The organism is Aeromonas sp. RU39B, from assembly GCF_900156095.1.
Taxonomy (GTDB): Bacteria; Pseudomonadota; Gammaproteobacteria; order Enterobacterales; family Aeromonadaceae; genus Aeromonas.
Map to the genome: position 1 here is coordinate 1 of NZ_FTMJ01000023.1, position 20,055 is coordinate 20,055.

13 protein-coding genes, 1 tRNA gene and 1 pseudogene are annotated in these 20,055 nt (G+C 52.5%); 3 read left to right on the top strand and 12 right to left on the bottom strand.

What is annotated here, in order from left to right; translation table 11 throughout:
* Positions 1 to 166: 166 nt before the first annotated feature.
* Positions 167 to 243 (top strand) — tRNA-Asp (locus tag BW958_RS19725).
* A 548-nt stretch (positions 244 to 791) separates the two neighbouring features.
* Complete coding sequence (locus BW958_RS19730) at positions 792 to 1,295, top strand: hypothetical protein (RefSeq protein ID WP_076577617.1); 504 nt, start codon at positions 792 to 794, stop codon at positions 1,293 to 1,295.
* A gap of 92 nt (positions 1,296 to 1,387) precedes the next feature.
* Here BW958_RS19730 and BW958_RS19735 read toward each other — a convergent pair whose 3' ends face one another.
* The 12 genes and pseudogenes from BW958_RS19735 to BW958_RS19790 form a co-directional block, all read right to left on the bottom strand.
* The gene (locus BW958_RS19735; RefSeq protein WP_076577618.1) at positions 1,388 to 2,611 is read right to left on the bottom strand and encodes a capsule biosynthesis protein; all 1,224 of its coding nucleotides are present in this window, start codon (positions 2,609 to 2,611) and stop codon (positions 1,388 to 1,390) included.
* Positions 2,608 to 4,746 carry a capsular polysaccharide biosynthesis protein gene (locus BW958_RS19740; protein ID WP_076577619.1) on the bottom strand — a complete coding sequence of 713 codons (2,139 nt, stop codon included), beginning with the start codon at positions 4,744 to 4,746 and terminating at the stop codon, positions 2,608 to 2,610. Before BW958_RS19740 ends, BW958_RS19735 begins: the two co-directional genes overlap by 4 nt.
* A gap of 272 nt (positions 4,747 to 5,018) precedes the next feature.
* Positions 5,019 to 5,789: a 3-deoxy-manno-octulosonate cytidylyltransferase gene (gene kdsB, locus BW958_RS19745; RefSeq protein WP_076577620.1), complete on the bottom strand. Its 771-nt coding sequence runs from the start codon at positions 5,787 to 5,789 to the stop codon at positions 5,019 to 5,021.
* A gap of 86 nt (positions 5,790 to 5,875) precedes the next feature.
* Positions 5,876 to 6,673 carry a 3-deoxy-8-phosphooctulonate synthase gene (kdsA, locus tag BW958_RS19750; protein ID WP_076577621.1) on the bottom strand — a complete coding sequence of 266 codons (798 nt, stop codon included), beginning with the start codon at positions 6,671 to 6,673 and terminating at the stop codon, positions 5,876 to 5,878.
* A gap of 247 nt (positions 6,674 to 6,920) precedes the next feature.
* Positions 6,921 to 8,819: an HAD-IA family hydrolase gene (locus BW958_RS19755; RefSeq protein WP_076577622.1), complete on the bottom strand. Its 1,899-nt coding sequence runs from the start codon at positions 8,817 to 8,819 to the stop codon at positions 6,921 to 6,923.
* Positions 8,768 to 10,204 (bottom strand): polysialyltransferase family glycosyltransferase, encoded by a 1,437-nt coding sequence (locus tag BW958_RS19760; RefSeq protein ID WP_143233163.1) that lies wholly within the window; start codon positions 10,202 to 10,204, stop codon positions 8,768 to 8,770. Before BW958_RS19760 ends, BW958_RS19755 begins: the two co-directional genes overlap by 52 nt.
* 336 nt (positions 10,205 to 10,540) lie before the next feature.
* Positions 10,541 to 10,670: pseudogene (locus BW958_RS20825) on the bottom strand (DapH/DapD/GlmU-related protein); the annotation flags it as partial.
* 494 nt (positions 10,671 to 11,164) lie between these two features.
* Complete coding sequence (locus BW958_RS19770; protein WP_143233164.1) at positions 11,165 to 12,697, bottom strand: polysaccharide biosynthesis/export family protein; 1,533 nt, start codon at positions 12,695 to 12,697, stop codon at positions 11,165 to 11,167.
* 114 nt (positions 12,698 to 12,811) lie between these two features.
* Entirely contained in the window at positions 12,812 to 14,005 is a 1,194-nt protein-coding gene (locus BW958_RS19775) for a KpsE/RkpR family capsule polysaccharide export protein (RefSeq protein WP_076577626.1), read from the bottom strand.
* 81 nt (positions 14,006 to 14,086) lie between these two features.
* Entirely contained in the window at positions 14,087 to 14,737 is a 651-nt protein-coding gene (locus tag BW958_RS19780; protein ID WP_076577627.1) for an ABC transporter ATP-binding protein, read from the bottom strand.
* 4 nt (positions 14,738 to 14,741) lie between these two features.
* Entirely contained in the window at positions 14,742 to 15,542 is an 801-nt protein-coding gene (locus BW958_RS19785; RefSeq protein WP_076577628.1) for an ABC transporter permease, read from the bottom strand.
* Positions 15,539 to 16,534, bottom strand: a complete 996-nt coding sequence (locus BW958_RS19790) for a KpsF/GutQ family sugar-phosphate isomerase (RefSeq protein ID WP_083687421.1) — start codon at positions 16,532 to 16,534, stop codon at positions 15,539 to 15,541. Before BW958_RS19790 ends, BW958_RS19785 begins: the two co-directional genes overlap by 4 nt.
* A gap of 1,091 nt (positions 16,535 to 17,625) precedes the next feature.
* Here BW958_RS19790 and BW958_RS19795 point away from each other — a divergent pair.
* Positions 17,626 to 19,920, top strand: coding sequence for a TonB-dependent receptor (locus tag BW958_RS19795; RefSeq protein ID WP_218641789.1), 2,295 nt, complete (start codon positions 17,626 to 17,628; stop codon positions 19,918 to 19,920).
* The last annotated feature ends 135 nt before the right edge of the window (positions 19,921 to 20,055 follow it).

Consider the following 20,055-nt stretch of genomic DNA (forward strand, 5'->3'; position numbering starts at 1 on the left):
CCTGTATCCTTGCCGAACACAGAAGTGAAACGCCGTAGCGCCGATGGTAGTGTGGCAGATGCCATGTGAGAGTAGGACACTGCCAGGCACCTAATAAGCGATTACGTGCAAGCGTAATTGGTCTACGAGAGTGGACAGAGAAATTAGCGAGAAGCTAACCGAATGCGGAGCGGTAGTTCAGTCGGTTAGAATACCGGCCTGTCACGCCGGGGGTCGCGGGTTCGAGTCCCGTCCGCTCCGCCACTGAATAGAGAAGGCCTTCCCAAACGGGAAGGCCTTTTTGCATTTGGAATATTGGCATCGCTGGACGGCGTGAGGAAGTCGGACTGGCGTCCTCCGCCTCCAGCCGCTGGCGCGGCTGCCACCCCGCCAACATATTGAAGCCCTGAGGAAGTCCTCAGGGCTTTTTGCTTTGCGGACGGGATATAGGAAACAAGCATCGCCAGACTGGGCTGTGACTTGCCACAGGCAACTCGGTCCCGGCCTGACGTTGCTTGGGCTTGTGTAGAACTTATCAGCCTCTTATTTCTTTATCGCCAAATACCGAGATCACCCAGCCCAGCCTTGCCTATGAAGCGCTTATCCCCCTGTCTCAAATGCAGCTTAAAAGTCACGTTCAGGTCACAAGTTTGTGAATTTTAACCTGTTTATATTTTTGTCATCATTATACTAACCATAAATTAATCGTGGTTTGATGTTTGTGCATGCACTGTTACGCAGGCTCAAGCTGCGCTGTCTCACTTTGTTTGCCGCGTGTTGGCGAATGACTCGAATGGATTGGGAGCGTGACCATGAAGCCAGTAGCCTTGTTAGTCTCTCTGGGGTGTGTATTGGGTGCCGGCCAGGTGCAGGCTGTGGAAGATTTGTCGGTGGTACTGCATGGGGTATCGATTCACAGCAACTGTGAAGAGGGGAAGGGTCGCAAGCACAAGACGTGCGATCTGGAGAACTTCAATCCGGGCGGCGCGATTGACTGGGGTTTTTATAACTCGCCGGATTGGGGCCGTCTGTCGCTGCGTGCCGGTGCCTATGACGACTCCTATAACGAGACTGCCTATTACGGTGGCGCCGTCTATATGAAAACCTGGGATATCTATCAGGGTGTGCAACTGGGGGGCGGGGTGCAGGCGGGTTATCTCAATGGCTCAGGCATTAACGGCTTTGCAGCCATGCCGATGCTGGTGCTCGGCTACGATCACCTCTCGCTGGAAGTGGGGTATGCCCCCAAGGTCTCTTGGGCGGCCGGCCATCGCCATGTGGCCGTCACCACCTTTGCGTTGCGTTGGGCGTTCTAAGAGAAAACGAAGTTTGGCCAGTTAGTCTTTGTTTCTTTTTGTTGATGCGCGGACGGGTTCTTCCCACTCCGCGCTTTTTTTTTCACTCACTTTTACGCCACTTCAACCGGCTGCGGCAGCGCAGACGCAGCGACTTCGCCAGTGATGCGGGCGGCCACGGCGTCGGCGGTGGCCTCAAGATGCTGGTAAAAGCTGCCATTGAGCTGGGTCAGATGCAGCAGTGACAGTCGCAGCCGCTCGAAACGCTTGGGGCAGACCGGGCTTGGCTCGCGCCAGAACTGTGCCAGTGTGCCCTGGCTGGTGAGCCCTTCAATATCGTACAGTGCGCGCCCCAGACAATAGGTGGGCACCTTGTGCAGCAATGCCGAGAGCCCGACTGTGCTGTTGACTGTCACCACCCCTTTAAGCAGGGGATAAAGTGCTGGCAGTGGCAGCTCAATGCCGTAATAAACCCGATCCGAGAGTCCCAGCTCCCACGCCAGCCGCTCAATCAGGGGGCGATAGGTGACATGGCCGCGATCCATCGGATGGTGTTTAAACAGCAGGCGGTCCCCGTCGCGGGCGTGGCGGGCGAACGAGCGCAGCACCTTGCTAATAAACTCCTCCATGCCTGCCAGCGCTGAGTGGGTGCGTAGCTGGAAGTCTTCGCTCACCTGCAGTGGCGCCAGAAACAGCGCGCCCCGGTAGCGGGCAAGTTCCTTCATCAGTTGCCGATCACGCTCTCGATAGACCAGCTTACGCAGGCCGCCGCGCACCCAGCCAAAGGCCTCTTGGCCAATGCTCCAGGGGCGGTGGCTCTGATAGTGCGGATAGCGCCGCACACCCAGGGCTTTACGCAGGTAATAGGCGCAGCCGCTTTGGGCACGCAGGGCAAAGGTATTGCCGGTGCGAAGCGGCGCGGCAAACGGCGCGCTCCAGCGGGTGTTGGCCAGCTTGTCGCGGCTTGGATAGTGCGGACTGAATGCGTTGACGCCGCCTTGCTCCAGCGTGATGTAGTCCGGGCGCAAATAACCCTCTTCCAGCGCCCAGAACGGGATGGCGCGCTGGCGGCAGATCTCGCCGGCAATCCGGTGATAGGCGCGGCAATCGCCATAGCAGATCACCGCATCAATGCGCTGCTGCTGCAGCCAGTGGCGCAAGGCGCCGCCCCACGCAGACATCTCACCATGAAAGCGCAGGGGATGCGCCGCGCCCAGCGCCAGCTCATCACCGGCATTAAAGCAGACCTGCCAGATCGAGTGTCCGGCTTGGGTCAGCACGTGGGCGAGGGTATGGAAAAACGGGCCGAGCGGTCCTTGCAACAGCATGATGTTCATCGGGAAGACTCCAGACGCTGCCACAGCGTCGGCAGCAGGGTTTGTAGCAGATAGCCGAGCTTGCGCCGCCAGCGGTGCAGCGCACTGCCGCTGTGAGTGGCGCCCTGCTCGCGGGCTATCAGGGTCATCAATTGTTCCGGGGTGATGCGAAGGCGGGTCTGCCAGTCGATATAGTCGGGGTAGGCAACCAGCGCCCCATAGACCAGTGCCGCCAGCGTCAGCGGGCGCTCACGGCGCGGCGGTGGGCAGCGATCATCGGTCAATCCCCAGCCGGCATAGAAGGGCTGACCCCAGGTCACCACCGGCACTCCCTGCACCAGCGCCTCGAAGCCGCTGAGTGAGGTCATGGTGTGCAGCTCACGCAGATGGGGATAGAGCGCGGCGAGCGACACGTCAGTGACCAGGGTATCGACGCAGTGGCCGAGCACAGTGTCATCGACGCCCCCCGGCCGGTTGCCAGCCACCACATCCGGGTGCGGCTTGAACAGAATGTGCGCCTCGGGGCAGTGACGGCGCACGGCGGCCAGCAGCATGGCATTACCGGTGATCTGCGGGCTGCCGGTCAGTAGCGATGCGTCCCCCTCCACCTGCCCCACCACCAGCACCAGCGGGCGATTGGTCACCGGCGGCTGCCAGCGGGTCTGACCTGCCAGGTTATATTTGCTGACCGGCCGCTCGCGCAGCCGGGCAATCAGGGTGGTGCCGCGCCGAAGCGCCGCTTCACTCAAGTGGTCATGGTTCAAGATCTGCTCAAGGCGGCTTGGGGAGCGGCTATCAAAGTAGATGCCGACCGGGTCGAGACAGAGCGACGACGGGCGGCAGAGATCCGATCCCAGCCCCCGCGAGCGGATAAAGCCATCTTCCGCCCGGATCGCCGGCACATCCGGCCATTTGCTGCCCCACACCAGCAGCTGCTCCCCATCTTTTAAGGTTGCGGGCGGGCGGCGCACAAAGCGGATATCGCGGGCCAGCGGCTGACAGAACTCGCGCATAAAGGCGCGCTTCCACAACGAAAATCCGACCAGATAGAGGCGCTGCCAGCGCGGCGCCGGGTGCTGCTGCCTGGCCAGCAAATCGACGATCTCTTCTACCTCACAGGCGGTGCCGAGAACCGGATTGACGTAGCGCGGATAGGCGATCAGCGCAGCATGGGCCAGTTGCGTCAGCGTCACCGGTTGGCGGCGCGGCGTTGTCAGCGCATCGGTGGTTAAGCCCCAGCCGGCGTAAAACGGCAGGCCAAAGCAGTAGACCGGTTTACCGAGCAGCAGCGCTTCAAAGCCTAACTGGGAGGAGACGGTATAGACCGCCGCCACCGCCCGGATCAGCGCATGGGGATGGCAGGCTTCGCTTATCACCTCCACATCCGGCAGTTCGCGGCGAGCCAGCACGCCGCGCTTTTTGCCAAAGCGGGTATCGGGATGGGTGCGCAGCAGCAGACGTGCCCCCGGATGGCGCTCGCGCGCCGCCTTGACCATGGCGACAAAGCTCATCTCGCTTGCCAGCGCCCCTTCAATCGAGCCATCTCCCGCCACCTGATCGACCAGCAAGATCAGCGGCTGTGTGCCGCCCTCTGGCGTGAGTGATTGCTCGTCGCTCTCTGACACGGTGGGCGGCTCGCCGCCCGCTGCTGTAAATGACCGCTTATCACGGTCTGGCAGGTGCTCGCTCAGACCTAGGCGCGCCGCCAGCACGGCGGGCAGGATAAAGGGGGCTTCCTGATGGCGATCTGTGTTGTATTTGGTGATGCCAAGCGCGCGAATGCGCGCAAGCAGCGCCTCGGTGCGCGCCGTGTCGGTAGCCGAAATGGGGGCGGCGATCAGCTGCTCTAACCGGCTGGGGCGGCGCGCGTCGTAATAGATGCCCTGATCGTCCCACACCAGACCAAGCGGCAGGCCGCCACCGGCCGGATGACCGGCATAGCCGATAAAGCTGTCTTCGAGTCGCCACAGCGGCAAGTCGTGTTTGGCGGCATAGGCACAGAGCGCCTGACCACTGGGCTTGTTGCCCCAGGTGATCAGCACATCACCATCGGTCAGTGGAGTGTGGGCATCGAGCCGCGCCAACGGCATGGCCAGCGCTGGCTCAATCTGGCATTGGCGGCGCAAAATACCGCGAGATTGGGTGTAAAGAGTCATGGCAAAGGGCCCGTAGCAAAAGTGCCGCAGGCGGGAGTCTCAAATCAGAGTGGAAGGGAGATGGCCGGTCATGCCGGCCTCGGTATCAGCCGCGACGTAGGTTGGGTAGAGCGCAGCGAAACCCAACACAGGAAATCAGTGAATGGGAGCCTTTGTTTCAGCGAGCCAGTGGCCATGCTATTGGCGGATGGGAACACATCGACCCAAGTCAGACCCCATGCAGCATTTGCGTTCTGTAAACGCACAAAACCGGGCGCGAGTGGCCCGGTTTATCAGTGATGTGACGATCTGAACAGGGCGCGCAGCGCATCCAGATCGTCCTGTGTGTCCACCCCATGCGGCGGGGCATCGGCCACAGTGGCAACCGCAATCCCGATGCCATGCCAAAGTGCCCTCAGTTGTTCCAGACTCTCCAGCTCTTCAATAGGCGCTTTAGGCAGGTTTGCCATCTGTTGCAAGGTGCCCACCCGATAGGCGTACAGGCCAATATGGCGCAGCCAGTGTGTGCCGACCAGCGTGGGGGAGGGGGATGAAAATTGCTCCCGATCCCACGGGATGGGGGCGCGGGAAAAATAGAGCGCATGGCCGGCCTGATTGGTCACCACCTTGACGCACTGGGGCGCGATCACCTGCTGGTAATCCCCCAGTTGGCAGGCCAGCGTGGCAATACCGCATTGTGGGTGGCTCGCCAAGGTGTAAGCCGCCAACTCGATCAGCGTTGCAGGAAGCAGAGGTTCATCACCTTGCACATTGACGACAATGGTGTCGTCACCCCAACCCTGTTGCTCGGCTACTTCGGCCAAGCGGTCGCTGCCTGATGCGTGATCATGGCGCGTCATGGCGACCTGGGCGCCAAACGCTCGCGCAACCTGAGCCACCCGCTCGTCATCGGTGGCAATCCAGATATGGTCGGGAGCAATGCCGGTTTCGCAGGCGCGCTGCCAAACGTGCCAGATCATGGGATGCTCGCCAATCAGGGCCAGCGGTTTGCCCGGTAAACGGCTCGAGCCAAAGCGAGCCGGAATCACAATGTTGTAGTTCATATCTTCGTGCTGAAATAAGGCAAGCGGCAGGGCAGCCTGCCTGAGTGATTAAGGTAATGATCTTCGCGCAGTAGCGATGGGGGAGCTTAGCGAAGGGTGTCTTCCAGAAAACGGTGGCGCTGGGTCACTGCATCTAGCTCACACAATACGGTCAGCATCTCTTGCATGCGAGAGAGGGGAATCATATTGGGGCCGTCGCTGAGGGCCTTTTCCGGATTAGGGTGCGTTTCCATAAACAGACCATCAACCCCAACAGCCACCGCAGCGCGAGCCAGCACAGGGACAAATTCGCGCTGGCCGCCACTGGTGGCGCCCTGACCGCCCGGTTGTTGTACCGAGTGCGTCGCATCAAAGATCACCTTACAACCCGTGCGGCGCATAATGGGCAACCCGCGCATATCGGTGATCAGGGTGTTATAGCCAAACGAGGTGCCGCGATCGCATAGCCAGATATCGTGGTTGCCCACTTCATGGCATTTATTGACCACTTGCTGCATATCCCACGGTGCCTGGAATTGCCCCTTTTTGATATTGACCGGCTTGCCGCAGCGGGCCACCCGCTGGATAAAGTTGGTCTGGCGCACCAGAAAGGCCGGGGTTTGCAGCATGTCGACCACCGAGGCAACCTCTTCGACCGGGGTATCTTCATGCACATCGGTTAATACCCGCAACCCATAGGTCTCTTTCACTTTCTGCAAAATTTGCAGCCCACGTTCCATGCCTGGGCCACGGAAACTGCCAGTTGAGCTGCGATTGGCTTTATCAAAACTGGATTTAAAAATATATTCTATTCCCAGCTTGTTGGTGATCTCTTTAAGATGACCAGCAATATCCATAACCAGTTGTTCGGATTCAATGACACAGGGGCCTGAGATGATAAACATTATCAAAATTACCTCATTTAAAGGTGGCTCTAGAAAATTTGATCCCTTTTGTGGGGGGGGGCATTTTATTGAAATGTGCTAACTGAAGGATATTTACCTTTGGCATTTTTAGTGAGTTCATTTCAATCATAGTGAGATGGTGGCTTGTTGGTGTTATAAATAATATGATTTATGAATTTATATGATTTGCCATATGATGTAGAATATATCACTAAAATAAATAACCAGGTGTATATGAGACTATAGTCTAACGACGCGATGTTTTTTTGTGATAGCTTTCTTGAGAAAGTGCTATGTGTTTTATTAACTTGGCTAGGTGGTGCTTGCTTTCATCGAAGAATAAAACAGGGTTGTTTATGAGTTTGTTGTATTTTTTGCGGTCAAGTAATCTTTTTGCTATTAAGTCAAAGCTATGTCTTATTTGAGTTTTTTGTATATTACCTTGCGTGTTTTTTATATTGCTAGGATCCGGTTTGTGATGTTTCTTTTTAAACTCAGTAGTTCCGTTTTTCCATAGGCCAGGCTGTTCTAATGTCGCTTTTGTCGGCACGATATATCTAACCGCTCGACCACTAAAGTAATTTTCTATTGTTACGCCACTAAAACATAAAGAATCACGATAGCTTGGTTGTGATAGATAGTGTTCTATAGGGGCACACCACTCATCAGGATTAATGAAAATAGATCTTAGTTGATGTCCCATGCATTTTGAAAAATCGTCTACAAAACGTTCTATCTCTGCATGGAGAACTCTTGAGAATTTTATTCTGCCTTCCTCTTTATCGATGTCAAGGTATTCTGGCTCGGATGTCTTACCATTCTTTTTGAATTTAACAAAACTCCCTTTGTCATTTAAGAAAGCACTTTCAAAAACTAGTGCATTATAAATATATACATCATCTTTTTTTGATGGCTCAAGTAGATTTCTAAAAAAGCCCGTATAAGTATGGCCTTTGCTGTGGTCTAGGTTTTTTGTAATTCCGCTATAGGTTGCGAAATAATATCCATGTGTCGATTTTAGTCCCAAAAGAGTGGAAAGGCCCTTTTGCATAGTTCCATTATGCCCGATATCTACAAATGCTACACTATCACACTTGCTGTTAAGTCCAACGGAGTCAAAGTATTCTAATAAAGGAGCTCTCTCTTGTTTTGCATTTTCAGTGACAGTTTTAATGAAATCTTGGGTAAGTAAAATTTTCTCTATGGTGTTTATATTAATGTCATTTATGCTTTCGTCTTTGATTTTGAGTAGTAACTCAAAATTAGTCAGCTCCGAAGTTTTTAATCCAAACCTGCTCCTTATGAATTCACTAAATAGGCAAGGTGATGGATTTTTGTTTATGTCAAAAATTGCATTTTTGATAAATAGTTCAGTGTCTTTTTCATCCATAAGGCTTGCAATATTTATAGCTCTCCTGGACGCAAGTAAATACTCCGACTCTGGTGCTTCTGGATAATACCTTCTTAGAATGTCGTATGATTTTTTTACTATTTCTCCATCTCTAGCCAAGAAATATATTTTTTTATGTTTTTTTTGTATTGATTGATCAATTATGCTCTTAGCAAAACCAAAAAACATGGGGCCGAAAATAGAATAGCCAAGCTTGCTGACTGACCCGGATGTGTATCCGTGCTCAATCGAGATCATAGGGTATCTAGCTAGATTCCTAGATTGCAGACCATGAACAAAGGACTCTACCATCTTATTGGAAAAAGTTGACGACTTTATCGTTTTGGTTATTTTTTTTGCGAATTCATGTGTTGTTGGGACATAAAATGTTGATATGCCATGTTTTTTTGCTTGCTCAATATCAGCTATTTTGTTATCTCCGACATGGAGCATCTTTCGGGCCTCAATATTCTCTCTTGTTAATACTTCAGGATAAATGGAACCAGATTCCTTTAGACGGCCAATTTCTGATGAGATATATATTGAGCTATAGCCTGAATATCCGCTTTTTAAAAGTAAAGACTCTACAAAATCCCTTGTAAAAAATGTGTCTGAAATTATGATTATTCTTTTTCCATTGTTCTTTGCGTATTTGAACATCTCCCAGCCAAATTCTTTTCGTCTGGATAATCCATATTCTGTAGCTAGCTCGTAGTCATGTGCGGAACTCGATTCTTGTTCGCTGAGAGAAAACATTTTTTTATTTCATCATATCTTTGAGAAAGAGTGATTTCTTCAAATTCATCTTTTCTCAATACATGATTCTTAGCGTGAATTCTTGCTTCTTTAAAATCTTTTATCTTTCCTGATGTGATTTTTGATACATGTCCACTCATCAAATCAAAAACTGCGGATGGTTTTGAAACCGGTCTTTCTATTAAAGTGTCAAAAACATCAAAAGAAATAACTTCTGCACTTTCAACAGCTGTAGTAAATTTACTAAAGAGTATCTTGTTGGGGGACAACAGATTCTCGCTATTATTCTTTTTCTTGTTGCTTTCTTCTTTAGTGTGCACTCCTCCTTTAAATAACATGTCGACGCGGTCAAACGTGTGGCTGTTATAGTACAAGCCTAACATGTCACGTATCTTTGTTCCTGGATTGAAGAATTGTATTTTTTCTGATGATAAAGGTGTGTAAAGGTTGGATAAAACTTCTGACCAAAAATGCGGACTAACAAATTCACCGAAGACTGATGAATAAGCATTTTTGTCCTCAATTGTTCCTATGCTCACAACTGGTTGGAATAAATACTCTGTTTCTTTATCGAAGAACTTTGCTTCAGTCACAACTGAGGATGAGATAGAGAAAACTTTCTTTATCTTTGTTGAGCATAGCAAATAATAACTAGGGATTTCGATAATTGAGGCATTGTCATAACTATTAATGTAGTTAACTATCGATGAATCATCCCCTCTAAGCATTGGGTGGCGGCTATAATATACGTGTGCGTATTCCAAACATGCCTTTTTAAAGTTATCTTTAAAATCAAGTATATTTAACATCTTGCCATTCTGGCAGACAGCCTTATCTGTCAATGTTTGACCAATAAATAATGCTGAGTTGTCTATAAGTTTTGCGTCATATTCATTTTCTTTTTTATTCCAACCTCGATAATTTGATATCTTAAATCTGTCGGCGGATAAAAAATACTGTTTATCACTAAGGTTGAATGAGAAAAGTTTGTGTCTAATATCAATAGAATTTGAATCAAATGAGTAAAGATTGTCATCCATAAACCTAATCGGATGAAGCCACATATCAATATATTTTATTCCTGCACGACTTAAAATAGCTCGTGTTTGATAGCTTAATTCGTAGCCTATTACTAGATTACATTGAGAAAAATGACTTTTTAAATATGCTATGGATTTAGCATTTATATTGTTTTCATTATACCAATAATGGGTTTCTTCTGAGATGTTTTTGGTGTCACTAAGAGAGAAAAATTTATTCCTACGGAATTTAGATGTGTTCTCGGAGAATTTAGTAATCTCTTGCCCTACAGCCCAAAGAATTGGTCTCTTCAGCAAGTCATCAACCCATTTTAAATGGTACTCTTGTGTTTCTAGTTTAGTCATCAAAAAATCAGCGCACACGAAAATCTTTTTCATATAAATACCGCTTGTGTTTTGGTTATGTTGTTTTAGTCTCTTGATGTGCATTATTTAAATGCTAGTGTTGCTCTATGCTACCTGTTGTTCTATCTTTGGACACTCTTGTTTCTTTAATATCTAATTTTCTTAAGTGTTTGATGTTGTTTAAAATGGTTTTTATTCTGGTGTCTGGGCTTTTTGCCTCCATCAGAACACCTGAAATCTCACTGAGATCATATTCCCACCATTTGCTTTTTTCTATTTTTGCAATTGTTTCGTGGCTTGTGAATCTATTTCTTATTATTCTGTTGTTGTCTGATGTTACGATACTGTAAGGCGCAACATCTTTTGTTATTATTGCTCTTGCACCTATTATTGCACCATCACCTATAGTAATGCCTCTTTTAATAAATGCAGAGTCACCGATCCAAACATCATTGCCAATGGTTGTGGTCTTCTTATCATCAAAGGAACTTCCGCAAAACCATTTGCTTAAATCTTTAATGTAACCAAATGGTCCTTTGTCTGAATATGTGATTAGATGGCTGCTGAATTCTTCAGTGGGGTGTTCTGGAGCTCCAATTATTACTCTCGGTGCAATGGAGCAATATCTTCCTATAGTGGAATTGTTCACCTCACTATAGCGGCCAATATATGAAAAAAAACCAAGCCTAACACTACCTGTTATTCTTGTTTTATCTATAAAATTATTTCCCTCAGCGGTTAAGCTTCCATGGATATAGTCTGTGTCAGTTATTAATATGTTTTTTTCTCTATCCAGAAATCTCTTCATTTTAAACCCTGTTGCTTAATGTGTTTATTTGGCGTATATCCAGATTTTATGCTGAGGAGTGGCTGTTAATAAAGGTGTGGCTTATTTTTTTTGGGGGGGGTGTTCGATTGCGCCTTGTAAGATGTGTTAATCTACTTTTGTGAAATTTAACTCTAGAGCGCCACCAACACTCCAGCCGAGACCGCGATTTGGTACAGCACGCTGGTAAAATCTTTGGTAATTTGCAGGGATTTGGTTTCGACCTGCGGCAAAACAAAGATCTCGTCGCCTGGTTTAACCTTTATCTCCTTATCGTTCAGCTCGCCCTTCTCGACCTGGCTAAAGGTGCCGTCGCGGTGCAGCAGTAATATCCGTGAGTTGCTGGCCTTTTGAGTAAAGCCGCCGGCAAGTTCGATATAGTCGGCCACGGTGCGGCGCTGATCGATCAAGATGGCGTTGGGGAATAGCACATCGCCGTGCACCATCACCAGATTGGTTTTGCGCGGAATGCGAATTACGTCATCGGGTTCAAGGCGGATATCTTCCATATTCGGCGCATTGGCGAGCACCACCTGGCCGTTGGGTTGAATATCCTTGGCGCGGGCCACCCACTGCATCAGCAGATCCGCTTCGTTTTTACGCAAACTCGCTTCCCCCTCGGACGAGGAGCGGGCGGTGAGAATGCTGGCCTCAAGTGCTTGCAGTGAGGAGTTGAGCATCTCTTTTTGCCGCAATTTGACTGATTTGCGATAAAGCTGGATGGCCGAGATATCGGCATCCGGGGTCAGGCGCAGGCCGTTTAAAATATCGCCAAGCCGCGCGCCGTAATTAAGCACAATCTCTTGATCGCTTTGATGTTCCCCTTCGACCCGCACCGCAATCGAGGCGTAGCGTTTATCGGCAATCACCTCGACCGTATCGCCGCTGCTGACCATGGTGCGGGCAAGCTTGCTGCTGTCGGTCAGGGCAAAGCTGTCGATATGGATGCTGTCACCCTGGTTGCGGCTGACCCGCACATGGGTGGCGTCCGGGTCGGGGCGGGCCATGGCGAGCAGTTCAGAGAGCGGCACATGGGGGGTGGTGCTTTCAAACTTGTTGGCATTGGCCACCTTGCCGCGCACCGTGGCCTGATAGCGCAGCGGCGAGACCACCACCACATCGCCATCGCGCAGCTGGGTCGGCAGCAGGGTGCCCGAGAGCAGGAACTGATAGAGGTTGTAGTGTTTGAGTGCCTTGCCGCCACGCTTGAGCGTCACATCGAGATAACTGCCGCGCTCTGGCAAGATGCCGCCGGCCTTGTCGAGAAAATAGAGGATCGAGTCCCCTGATTGGCCGGCATAGAGACCCGGTTGCTTGACAAAGCCGGTGACAAACACCTTGACCGGCTGGCTGACATCAAGGCTGGCATAGATGCTGACGTTCTGCTGGTAGACCTGACCGAGTGCCTGCGCCAGGGTGCTGTTGAGCTGGTCATTGCGGGTGCCGGCCACCTTGATGGGGCCGACCTTGGGCAGAAAGATATTGCCCTGCTGATCGATGGTGAGGCTCTGGTTAAACTCGACGCCGCCCCAGATCTGCACCTGCACCCGATCGCCAATGGTCAGGCGGTAGTCGGGGTTAAAGCCGTTAAACGACTGGCGGGCAAACTCGCCGCCAAACATCCAGTTGCCAAACACCTGATCGCGGGTCTGGGTATCGGTCACCATCTTGTTGACCGGAGCGGCGTCTTGCGCCACTTCGAGCGCACTGAGGTGCAGCGGCAGCAGGGCGAGTGCCAGCGCGAGCGGGGTAAAACGTGGTGTCACTTGAAAAACTCCTGATTAATCCTGATGTTCGCGCAAGGTGGCCAGACCCATAATCAGCAGGCCATAGCAGAGGCAGAGCAGCACGCCGATGGTGGCGAGGTTATAGAGACGGCGCGGGTATTCGGCCTCTTGCGAAAGGGTGGGGTGACTGACCACCAGCAGATGCTTGAGTTTGCGATAGGCTTCGACGCGGGCCTGCTCCAGGCTGACCAGCCCAGTCTTGTAGACATCGGTGGCAAGCTGGGCCTGCACCTGTACCGATTGGTATTCGGCGGTGACCTCGTTCATCGACTGCTTTTCATCACCGGCCAGGCGCAGCTTTTCCTGATTTAGCTGCTGGGTCAGCGCCGTGATGCGATCGCGCACCTCGACCACATCCGGGGCAGTGGGCTGCATATAGAGTTGCAGCCGTTTGAGCTCGGCCTGCTGGCGCACTAAATCGGCTTCGAGTTCCGATACGACGTTCTGCATGGCGCCGGCGGTCGCCTCGGGGCTGGCCAGATGGTGCTGGTTTTGAAAGGCGAGCAGTTTGGCCTGCTCGTTCATCAGCCGCTGATGGGCCTGCGCCACTTCGCGCTCGACAAATTGCAGTTGATCGGCCGCCACCTGATGGCTCAGACGGTTGATAAAGCCCTCGCTCTCTTTAAGCATCAGCGCCACCACCTGCTGGGCATAGTCGGGGTCAAAGGCCTGCAACTCGATAGTGAGTTCACCGGAGAGATCATCGAGCCGCAGGGTCAGGTGGTCGCGGTAGTAATCGAGAAATTCTTCGCGGCTGGCATCGCTTTTCAGGCGCGACAGCATATCGGCTTTGTTGCTTTGAAAATGGGCTTTAAGGGCCAGCTCTTTATCCAGCAGTGACAGCATGTCCCATGAGGTGAGGTAAGACTGGATCACCAGCACATCCTGATGGTTACTGCCACCGAGCCCCAACATGGAAAGCGCATCGGGCATGGCTTTAAGCTGGTCGGCCTGCTTGATAATCAGACTGGCGCGGCTGACATAGCGATCACTGGCGACGACGCCGTAATAGACACAGGCAATTGCAAAGCAGCCGAGCACCCATAAAAAGCTGCCAAGGCGCAGCGTGCGTTTCCAGGAGTGGTGGGCGGCCTGAAAGCTTTTGGAGTCCACCACAAAGAGCTTGGGATCGCGTTTTAGCTTGCGCAGCTTGCGGGTGAGCGGCGCCAGCAGGGTTGATGCAGACATGCAGTTTCCTTGTGATATGTCTTGTGAGCCTTGTGGGTATGGCTAAAGGGGGAGAGGGGGATGTCAGCGCGATGGCGAGGGCTAGAGGCTCTGGTAGCGTTTGATCGCCGCGTCCATATCATCAAACAGAGTGAGACTCCCTTGATCGAGCAAAATGGCCATCTGGCACTGCCGGTGCAGAGTGCCCATATCGTGCGACACCATAATCAGGTTGGCGCTCTGCTGTTTTTGCTCAAACACCTCGGCGCATTTGCGCTTAAAGCGCGCATCGCCGACGGCGGTGATCTCGTCAATCAAGTACGTGTCAAAATCAAAGGCCATGCTGACGGCAAATGAAAACTTGGATCGCATCCCGCTGGAGTAGCTTTTTATCGGTAGCTCAAAATGCTGACCGATTTCGGAAAACGCCTTGACCCACTCCTCGGTGGCGCGGGTATCGCGCTGGCCGTGGATGCGACAGACAAAGCGCACATTTTCCCGCCCGCTCATGCTGCCCTGAAACCCGCCCGTCAGGGCCAACGGCCAGGAGACCCGGCCGTGGCGCTTGACGTGGCCACGACTGGGCATATCCATGCCGCCGAGCAGGCGCAGTAGGGTGGATTTGCCGGCGCCATTGCTGCCCAAAATGGCGATATTGCGATTGCCCGGTAAGGTGAGGCTGACATCGCGTAGCACATGATGCAGGCCAAAGCGGGTGGAGTAAGATTTGCTGACGTTATTGAGCTCAATCATGGGGTTAGCTTGCTATCAGGCGGCGATAAGTCAGGCGATAGCTGCTCATGGCCACAGTCAGGGTGACGAGGGTGCTGCCAGCCAGATAGGCCAGGCTGACTTTGGGGCTGATAAAGCCGGCAATCCAGCCGCAGCGGATCAGCTCAAGAGCATGCACCACCGGGTTCCACAGCAGCAGATGCTGGTAGCTTTCGGGCACGGCGGCCAGCGGAAAGAACACCGCCGAGATCCACAGCATGGGGCGCATCAGGATACTGATGAGCTTGTCGGCCTCGGCAAACAGGCCACAGAGCACACAAAACAGGGTGCCAAGGGCAAACGAGAACAGCATCAGCAGGGTATAACCGCCGAGCACCTCAAGGGGGTCGTGGGGCAAGGCCTGAAAGCCGCACCAGCAAAGGGCGGCAATCAATACCAGCGCGACCAGCAGGCCCACCATGGCTTCGAGCAGAAAGCGGGCAAACAGGGTGGCAAACGGGGTGACCTGGCGATAGCAAAACAGCCCGCGATTGGCCGAGACCGCTGATTTGAGCCGGTTGGTCGTGTTTTGAAACATCAGAAACGGCAGATAGCCGGCTGCTACAAATACCGGCGCCTCTACGCCACCAAAACCGCTGCGCTGGCGAATGCCAAACAGCACGCAAAATACCGAGATGGCGATCAACGGATCGAGCAGCGCCCAGGCGTAACCCATGCGGTAGTTGCCAAAGCGGGTCTTGAGCTCGCGCATCAAGAGGCCAAAGGTGACATCGCCCAGCACCGCCAGCGAACTGCGCGGGGTGTGGACGGGATTGAGTACTGTCATTGATAGAAATCCAGAATCCCGACCGGGCGATCCTTGTCATCCAGCACGACCAGTTGCTTGACCTGCCGCTCACGCATCAGCTCTTCAGCCTGACTTAACATGACGTGGGACGCGATGGTGACCGGATGGTGCGACATCAGCAGCACGGCGTGGCAGCTGTTGATATCAAAGTCGCTGCGCATCATGGCGCGGCGCAGATCGCCGTCGGTAATGATGCCAAGCAGGCGTTCGCCCTCCATCACCAACGCCATCCCGTGCAGACCACGGGTCATGGCAACGATCACCTCTTTAAGCGGTTGACTCGGGGTGACTCTGGTCATGGTGCGACTCATCACATCGCGCACCCGGGTCAGCAGGCGGCGCCCCAGGCTGCCACCCGGATGAAAGCGGGCAAAGTCGTTGGGCATAAAGTGGCGCTTGCGCATCAAGGCGCAGGCCAGCGCATCACCAATTGCCAGCGTTAGAGTGGTTGAGGTGGTGGGAGCCAGATTGTTGGGGCAGCTTTCTGCCTGCATACGGATCTCGAGCACGGCATCGGCATTTTTGCCCAGGGTCGAGTCACTGCGGCCGGTGATGGCGATGATGCGGTTGCCAAAGTGCTGCAGCGAGGGGATTAGCTTTAGGATCTCGTCGGTCTCACCGCTGTTGGAGATCAGCACCACCACATCGTTACCGGTGATCATGCCTAGATCGCCGTGAAAGGCTTCAGCCGGATGCACAAAGAAGCTGGGTGTGCCGGTGGATGCCAGGGTGGCGGCCATCTTGCGTCCCACATGACCCGATTTGCCCATACCGCAGATGATCACATGGCCCTTGCACTGGAACATCAGGGCCAGCGCCAGCTTGTATTGGGCGCGATTAAAGTCGTTAGCCAATGTTTGCAGGGCATCGGCTTGCTGCTGAAAGGTATCGCGGACGGTGTCGATCAGCTCACCGCGAAAGGGAACGTGATCGTAAAACTCCTCGATATTGACAGATTGTGAATGTGGCATGGTAAACGTCCTTGCAATAACCAAATTAAAAAGGTGTGCGCTCAAGGCATAGCTACCGCACGGATGTGTCATCTCCGGGCTTTTTGGTCGTCATGCCGGGTGAAAAAGGCATGGCTACCGCACGGAATGGGTCATTTCCGGGGGGCGGGGGTTTTAACCGGGGTCAAAACGGCTGCGAGGCTCCCGTATTCGGGGCCTTAAGCGTGTTCAGGTGGAGGGTGCCGACTTTGGGTGGCTGGCTCACCTGGTCTGGTGCTGCGCTCAAACGCAGGGTGCAGTTGGCCGGACCCACAAAAAAGGGGTCGCTATTTCGCGTTTCACCAGACTGGTGAAGGGAGTATCACGTTCGTTACCGGTTCGCAGCGTTCTCTGGCCGCGGTGCTGCCAGAGATGGCCAGGACTGCTGCAAGCCGACCACGAAGAGGGGTGTCATGCTCTTCGAAATAGTCGGACAGGTGTCCGCAATGCAAGCTGATTTGTGCGTTATTGACGCTCGTTATTTTGTTGATGCGCACAGTGCGCTGGTCAGTCACAGACTGTCGCGTTTGTGTCCTGACCTGAAATGAATGCTACTCCTGATTAATTTCACGAGCAAGCAGTAATGACAGATTAATTAATTGTTTAAATATAGTTAGGCTGATGATTTATAAGAGAAATTTTTCAATTATGAAATCCATTGGAACAATGTTTTATTAAAAAGTGAGAGCTGATTCAACTTAAGTTCAGGCAAAAATCGAGAATGTGGTGATTAATTGAGCAGCGTAGCTTAACCGGCGTTATTGACAGCAACACATTATCACCGAGCTGTAACCACACGTTTTTTTGTGCCGTGGAACAAGGGGAGGTGGCGCTGAGCCCGTGGCCGCGTGACGGCTCGCCAATCTCTCACACCGTGATGACCTCTGGTTCGGGGCTGATCGTCATTATCCCTGATGACATCGTACTTGTTGGCGGCGCCTGCCAAGAGACACGCCAGTACGCAGCCTTGCTCTTCGTAACACGCTGTTTTCGGGTCTGATGCCCCGTCGGCTCCAGCCGGTTCCGCATTATGTGTTTTTCATCATTAACACTCTTTACCGATGCTTTTCGTATTGCAAACCATCCTCATTACCAATACCATCCGCGATTATTGCGAGTGGCTCGTATTGATTTTCACAATTAAAAAAGTAGGTACAACAATGAGATCGTTGCGTTTGTCCAACGTCGGACTGGGGGTGTTGACCGCCCTTTCGGTAGGGATGGGCTCGGTGGCCGTGGCGGCTGAGAGCACCGATGAGCAGAGTGAGGCCCAAAGCGGCAAGTCGGAAGTGATCACCGTGATGGGCTCTCAGGTTGACCTGGGTGATGCCTACGAAGGGGATCAGGTTGCCCGCACCAGCCGCGCCGGCATGCTGGGGAACATGGACTTTATGGAAACGCCGTTTTCCAGCACCAGCTATACCTCTGAGCTGATTGCCGATCAGCAGGCCCAAAGTGTGGCCGACGTACTGCAAAACGATCCAACCGTGCGGGTCGCCACCGGTTTTGGCAACTTCCAGGAGTTGTATATGATCCGCGGCTTCCCGGTTTATTCTGACGATATGACCCTGAACGGGGTGTACGGCATTTTGCCGCGCCAGTTTGTGGCTGCCGAAATGCTCGAGCGGGTCGAAGTGCTGCGCGGCGCCAATACCTTCTTAAACGGTGCCGCAGTAGGCGGTAGCGCCATCGGCGGCTCGGTCAACCTGGTGCCCAAGCGGGCCGGCAGTGAGCCGCTGACCCGTGCCACGGTCGGGACTCAAAGCGGTGGTGAGGGCTATGCGGCTCTTGATACCAGCCGCCGTTTTGGCGAGAACGATGCCAACGGCATCCGGGTTAACCTCGTTGGCCGTGGTGGCGATGGCGTGGTTGATGATGAAAAGAACAAGCTTGGTGTGATCGCCGTGGGTTTTGATCATCAAGGGGATCGCTTCCGTATGTCGGCCGATGCCGGCTATCAGGATCACCATATTGATTCGCCGCGCCCGAGCGTGACTATTGATACGAATTCAGCCGCATTTGCTCCTACCGCACCAGACTCTTCAAGCAACTATGCCCAAGATTGGACCTACACCGACGAGAAGCAGCTGTTTGGTGTGGTGCGTGGTGAATACGATCTGACCAAGCAGACCAGCGTCTGGCTGGCGGGCGGTGCCCGCAATGGTAAAGAGCATAACCTGCTGGCTAACCCGACCGTTGATGCCAATGGCAATGTGAGTGCTTATCTGTTCGAGAATGTACGTGAAGAAAATGTTCTGTCTGCTGATACAGGACTGCGGCATGAGTTTGCCACTGGAAATGTGGGCCATACGGTAGTCCTTTCCGGTTCTGCCTACCAATTACGCTCTAAGAATGCTTACGAATATGCAAACACATTCACGTTTGGGTCTTTAGATAATCCATACCAAGTATCTCAAAGTGCTGCAGAAACGGGTTTGACGGCGGGAGGAAAACTTGATGATCCTAAAGAAACAATTCGGAATGTAAACAGTAGCGTCGCTCTGGCTGACACGGCATCGATGATCGATGATGAGCTGAAAATCACGTTAGGCGCTAGAGGGCAACGTCTAGTAACACATGCATACGATTACAATACGGGTAATGAGACCAGTAGTAATGATCGTAGCAAGCTCACTCCATTTGGTGGTGTTGTGTACCAGCCTAGAATGGATGTTTCGTACTATGCCAATTACGCCGAGTCATTAGTTGCTACGGACCCTGCGCCTAGCTGGAAAAATGGTAAAACGATTACTAATGCAGGCACTGTATTTGAGCCTTTTCGTTCGAAGCAGATGGAGGTCGGCGCGAAATATGATAATGGACAATATGGTGCAGGTATAAGTGCGTTTCAGATCACTAAACCAAGCTATATGATCAGCGGCACCATTTATACCGACAACGGTGAGCAGCGTAACCGCGGTATTGAGCTGACCGCCTTTGGCAAGCCCCTTGAGCAGGTCAAGGTGATCGGTGGGGTGACCTTGATTGATGCCGAGCTGACCAAAACCGAAAATGGAGCGCAGGATGGTAATACCGGCATCGGTGTGCCGGATGTGATGGCTAACCTCAACGTCGAGTGGGACACCCCGTTTGTACCGGGTCTGACGCTGGAAGGGCGCACCATCTATACCAGCGCCCAATATGTAAATGCTGATAACACGGCGCAGATCCCCTCGTGGACCCGTTTCGATGTGGGGGCGCGTTACACCATCAATATGGGCAACGATCACACGCTGACACTGCGCAGCCGGGTTGAGAACCTGACCGACAAGAATTACTGGTCCTCGGTGGGCGGTTATCCGGATGAAAACTATCTGGTGCTGGGTAGCCCGCGTACCTTCGTGCTCTCTGCCAGTTACGATTTCTGATAGCTGCGCTATCGCCTGAAAAAACACAAGGCCCTGCATCTGAACTGCACCCCAAAAGTTGGACGCAAATCCAACCTTTGGGGTATTTTCATGGCTAGGTATGACGAAAGTTTCAAGTTGACTGTAGTTCAAGAC

Bases quoted from the DNA above. Each gene is read 5' to 3' on its own strand.
- BW958_RS19790 (WP_083687421.1), bottom strand. From the start codon at position 16,534: ATGCCACATTCACAATCTGTCAATATCGAGGAGTTTTACGATCACGTT.
- BW958_RS19785 (WP_076577628.1), bottom strand. From the start codon at position 15,542: ATGACAGTACTCAATCCCGTCCACACCCCGCGCAGTTCGCTGGCGGTG.
- BW958_RS19780 (WP_076577627.1), bottom strand. From the start codon at position 14,737: ATGATTGAGCTCAATAACGTCAGCAAATCTTACTCCACCCGCTTTGGC.
- BW958_RS19760 (WP_143233163.1), bottom strand. From the start codon at position 10,204: ATGACTAAACTAGAAACACAAGAGTACCATTTAAAATGGGTTGATGAC.
- BW958_RS19740 (WP_076577619.1), bottom strand. From the start codon at position 4,746: ATGACTCTTTACACCCAATCTCGCGGTATTTTGCGCCGCCAATGCCAG.
- BW958_RS19770 (WP_143233164.1), bottom strand. From the start codon at position 12,697: ATGGTGACCGATACCCAGACCCGCGATCAGGTGTTTGGCAACTGGATG.
- BW958_RS19730 (WP_076577617.1), top strand. From the start codon at position 792: ATGAAGCCAGTAGCCTTGTTAGTCTCTCTGGGGTGTGTATTGGGTGCC.
- BW958_RS19775 (WP_076577626.1), bottom strand. From the start codon at position 14,005: ATGTCTGCATCAACCCTGCTGGCGCCGCTCACCCGCAAGCTGCGCAAG.
- kdsA (WP_076577621.1), bottom strand. From the start codon at position 6,673: ATGTTTATCATCTCAGGCCCCTGTGTCATTGAATCCGAACAACTGGTT.
- BW958_RS19735 (WP_076577618.1), bottom strand. From the start codon at position 2,611: ATGAACATCATGCTGTTGCAAGGACCGCTCGGCCCGTTTTTCCATACC.
- kdsB (WP_076577620.1), bottom strand. From the start codon at position 5,789: ATGAACTACAACATTGTGATTCCGGCTCGCTTTGGCTCGAGCCGTTTA.
- BW958_RS19755 (WP_076577622.1), bottom strand. From the start codon at position 8,819: ATGTTTTCTCTCAGCGAACAAGAATCGAGTTCCGCACATGACTACGAG.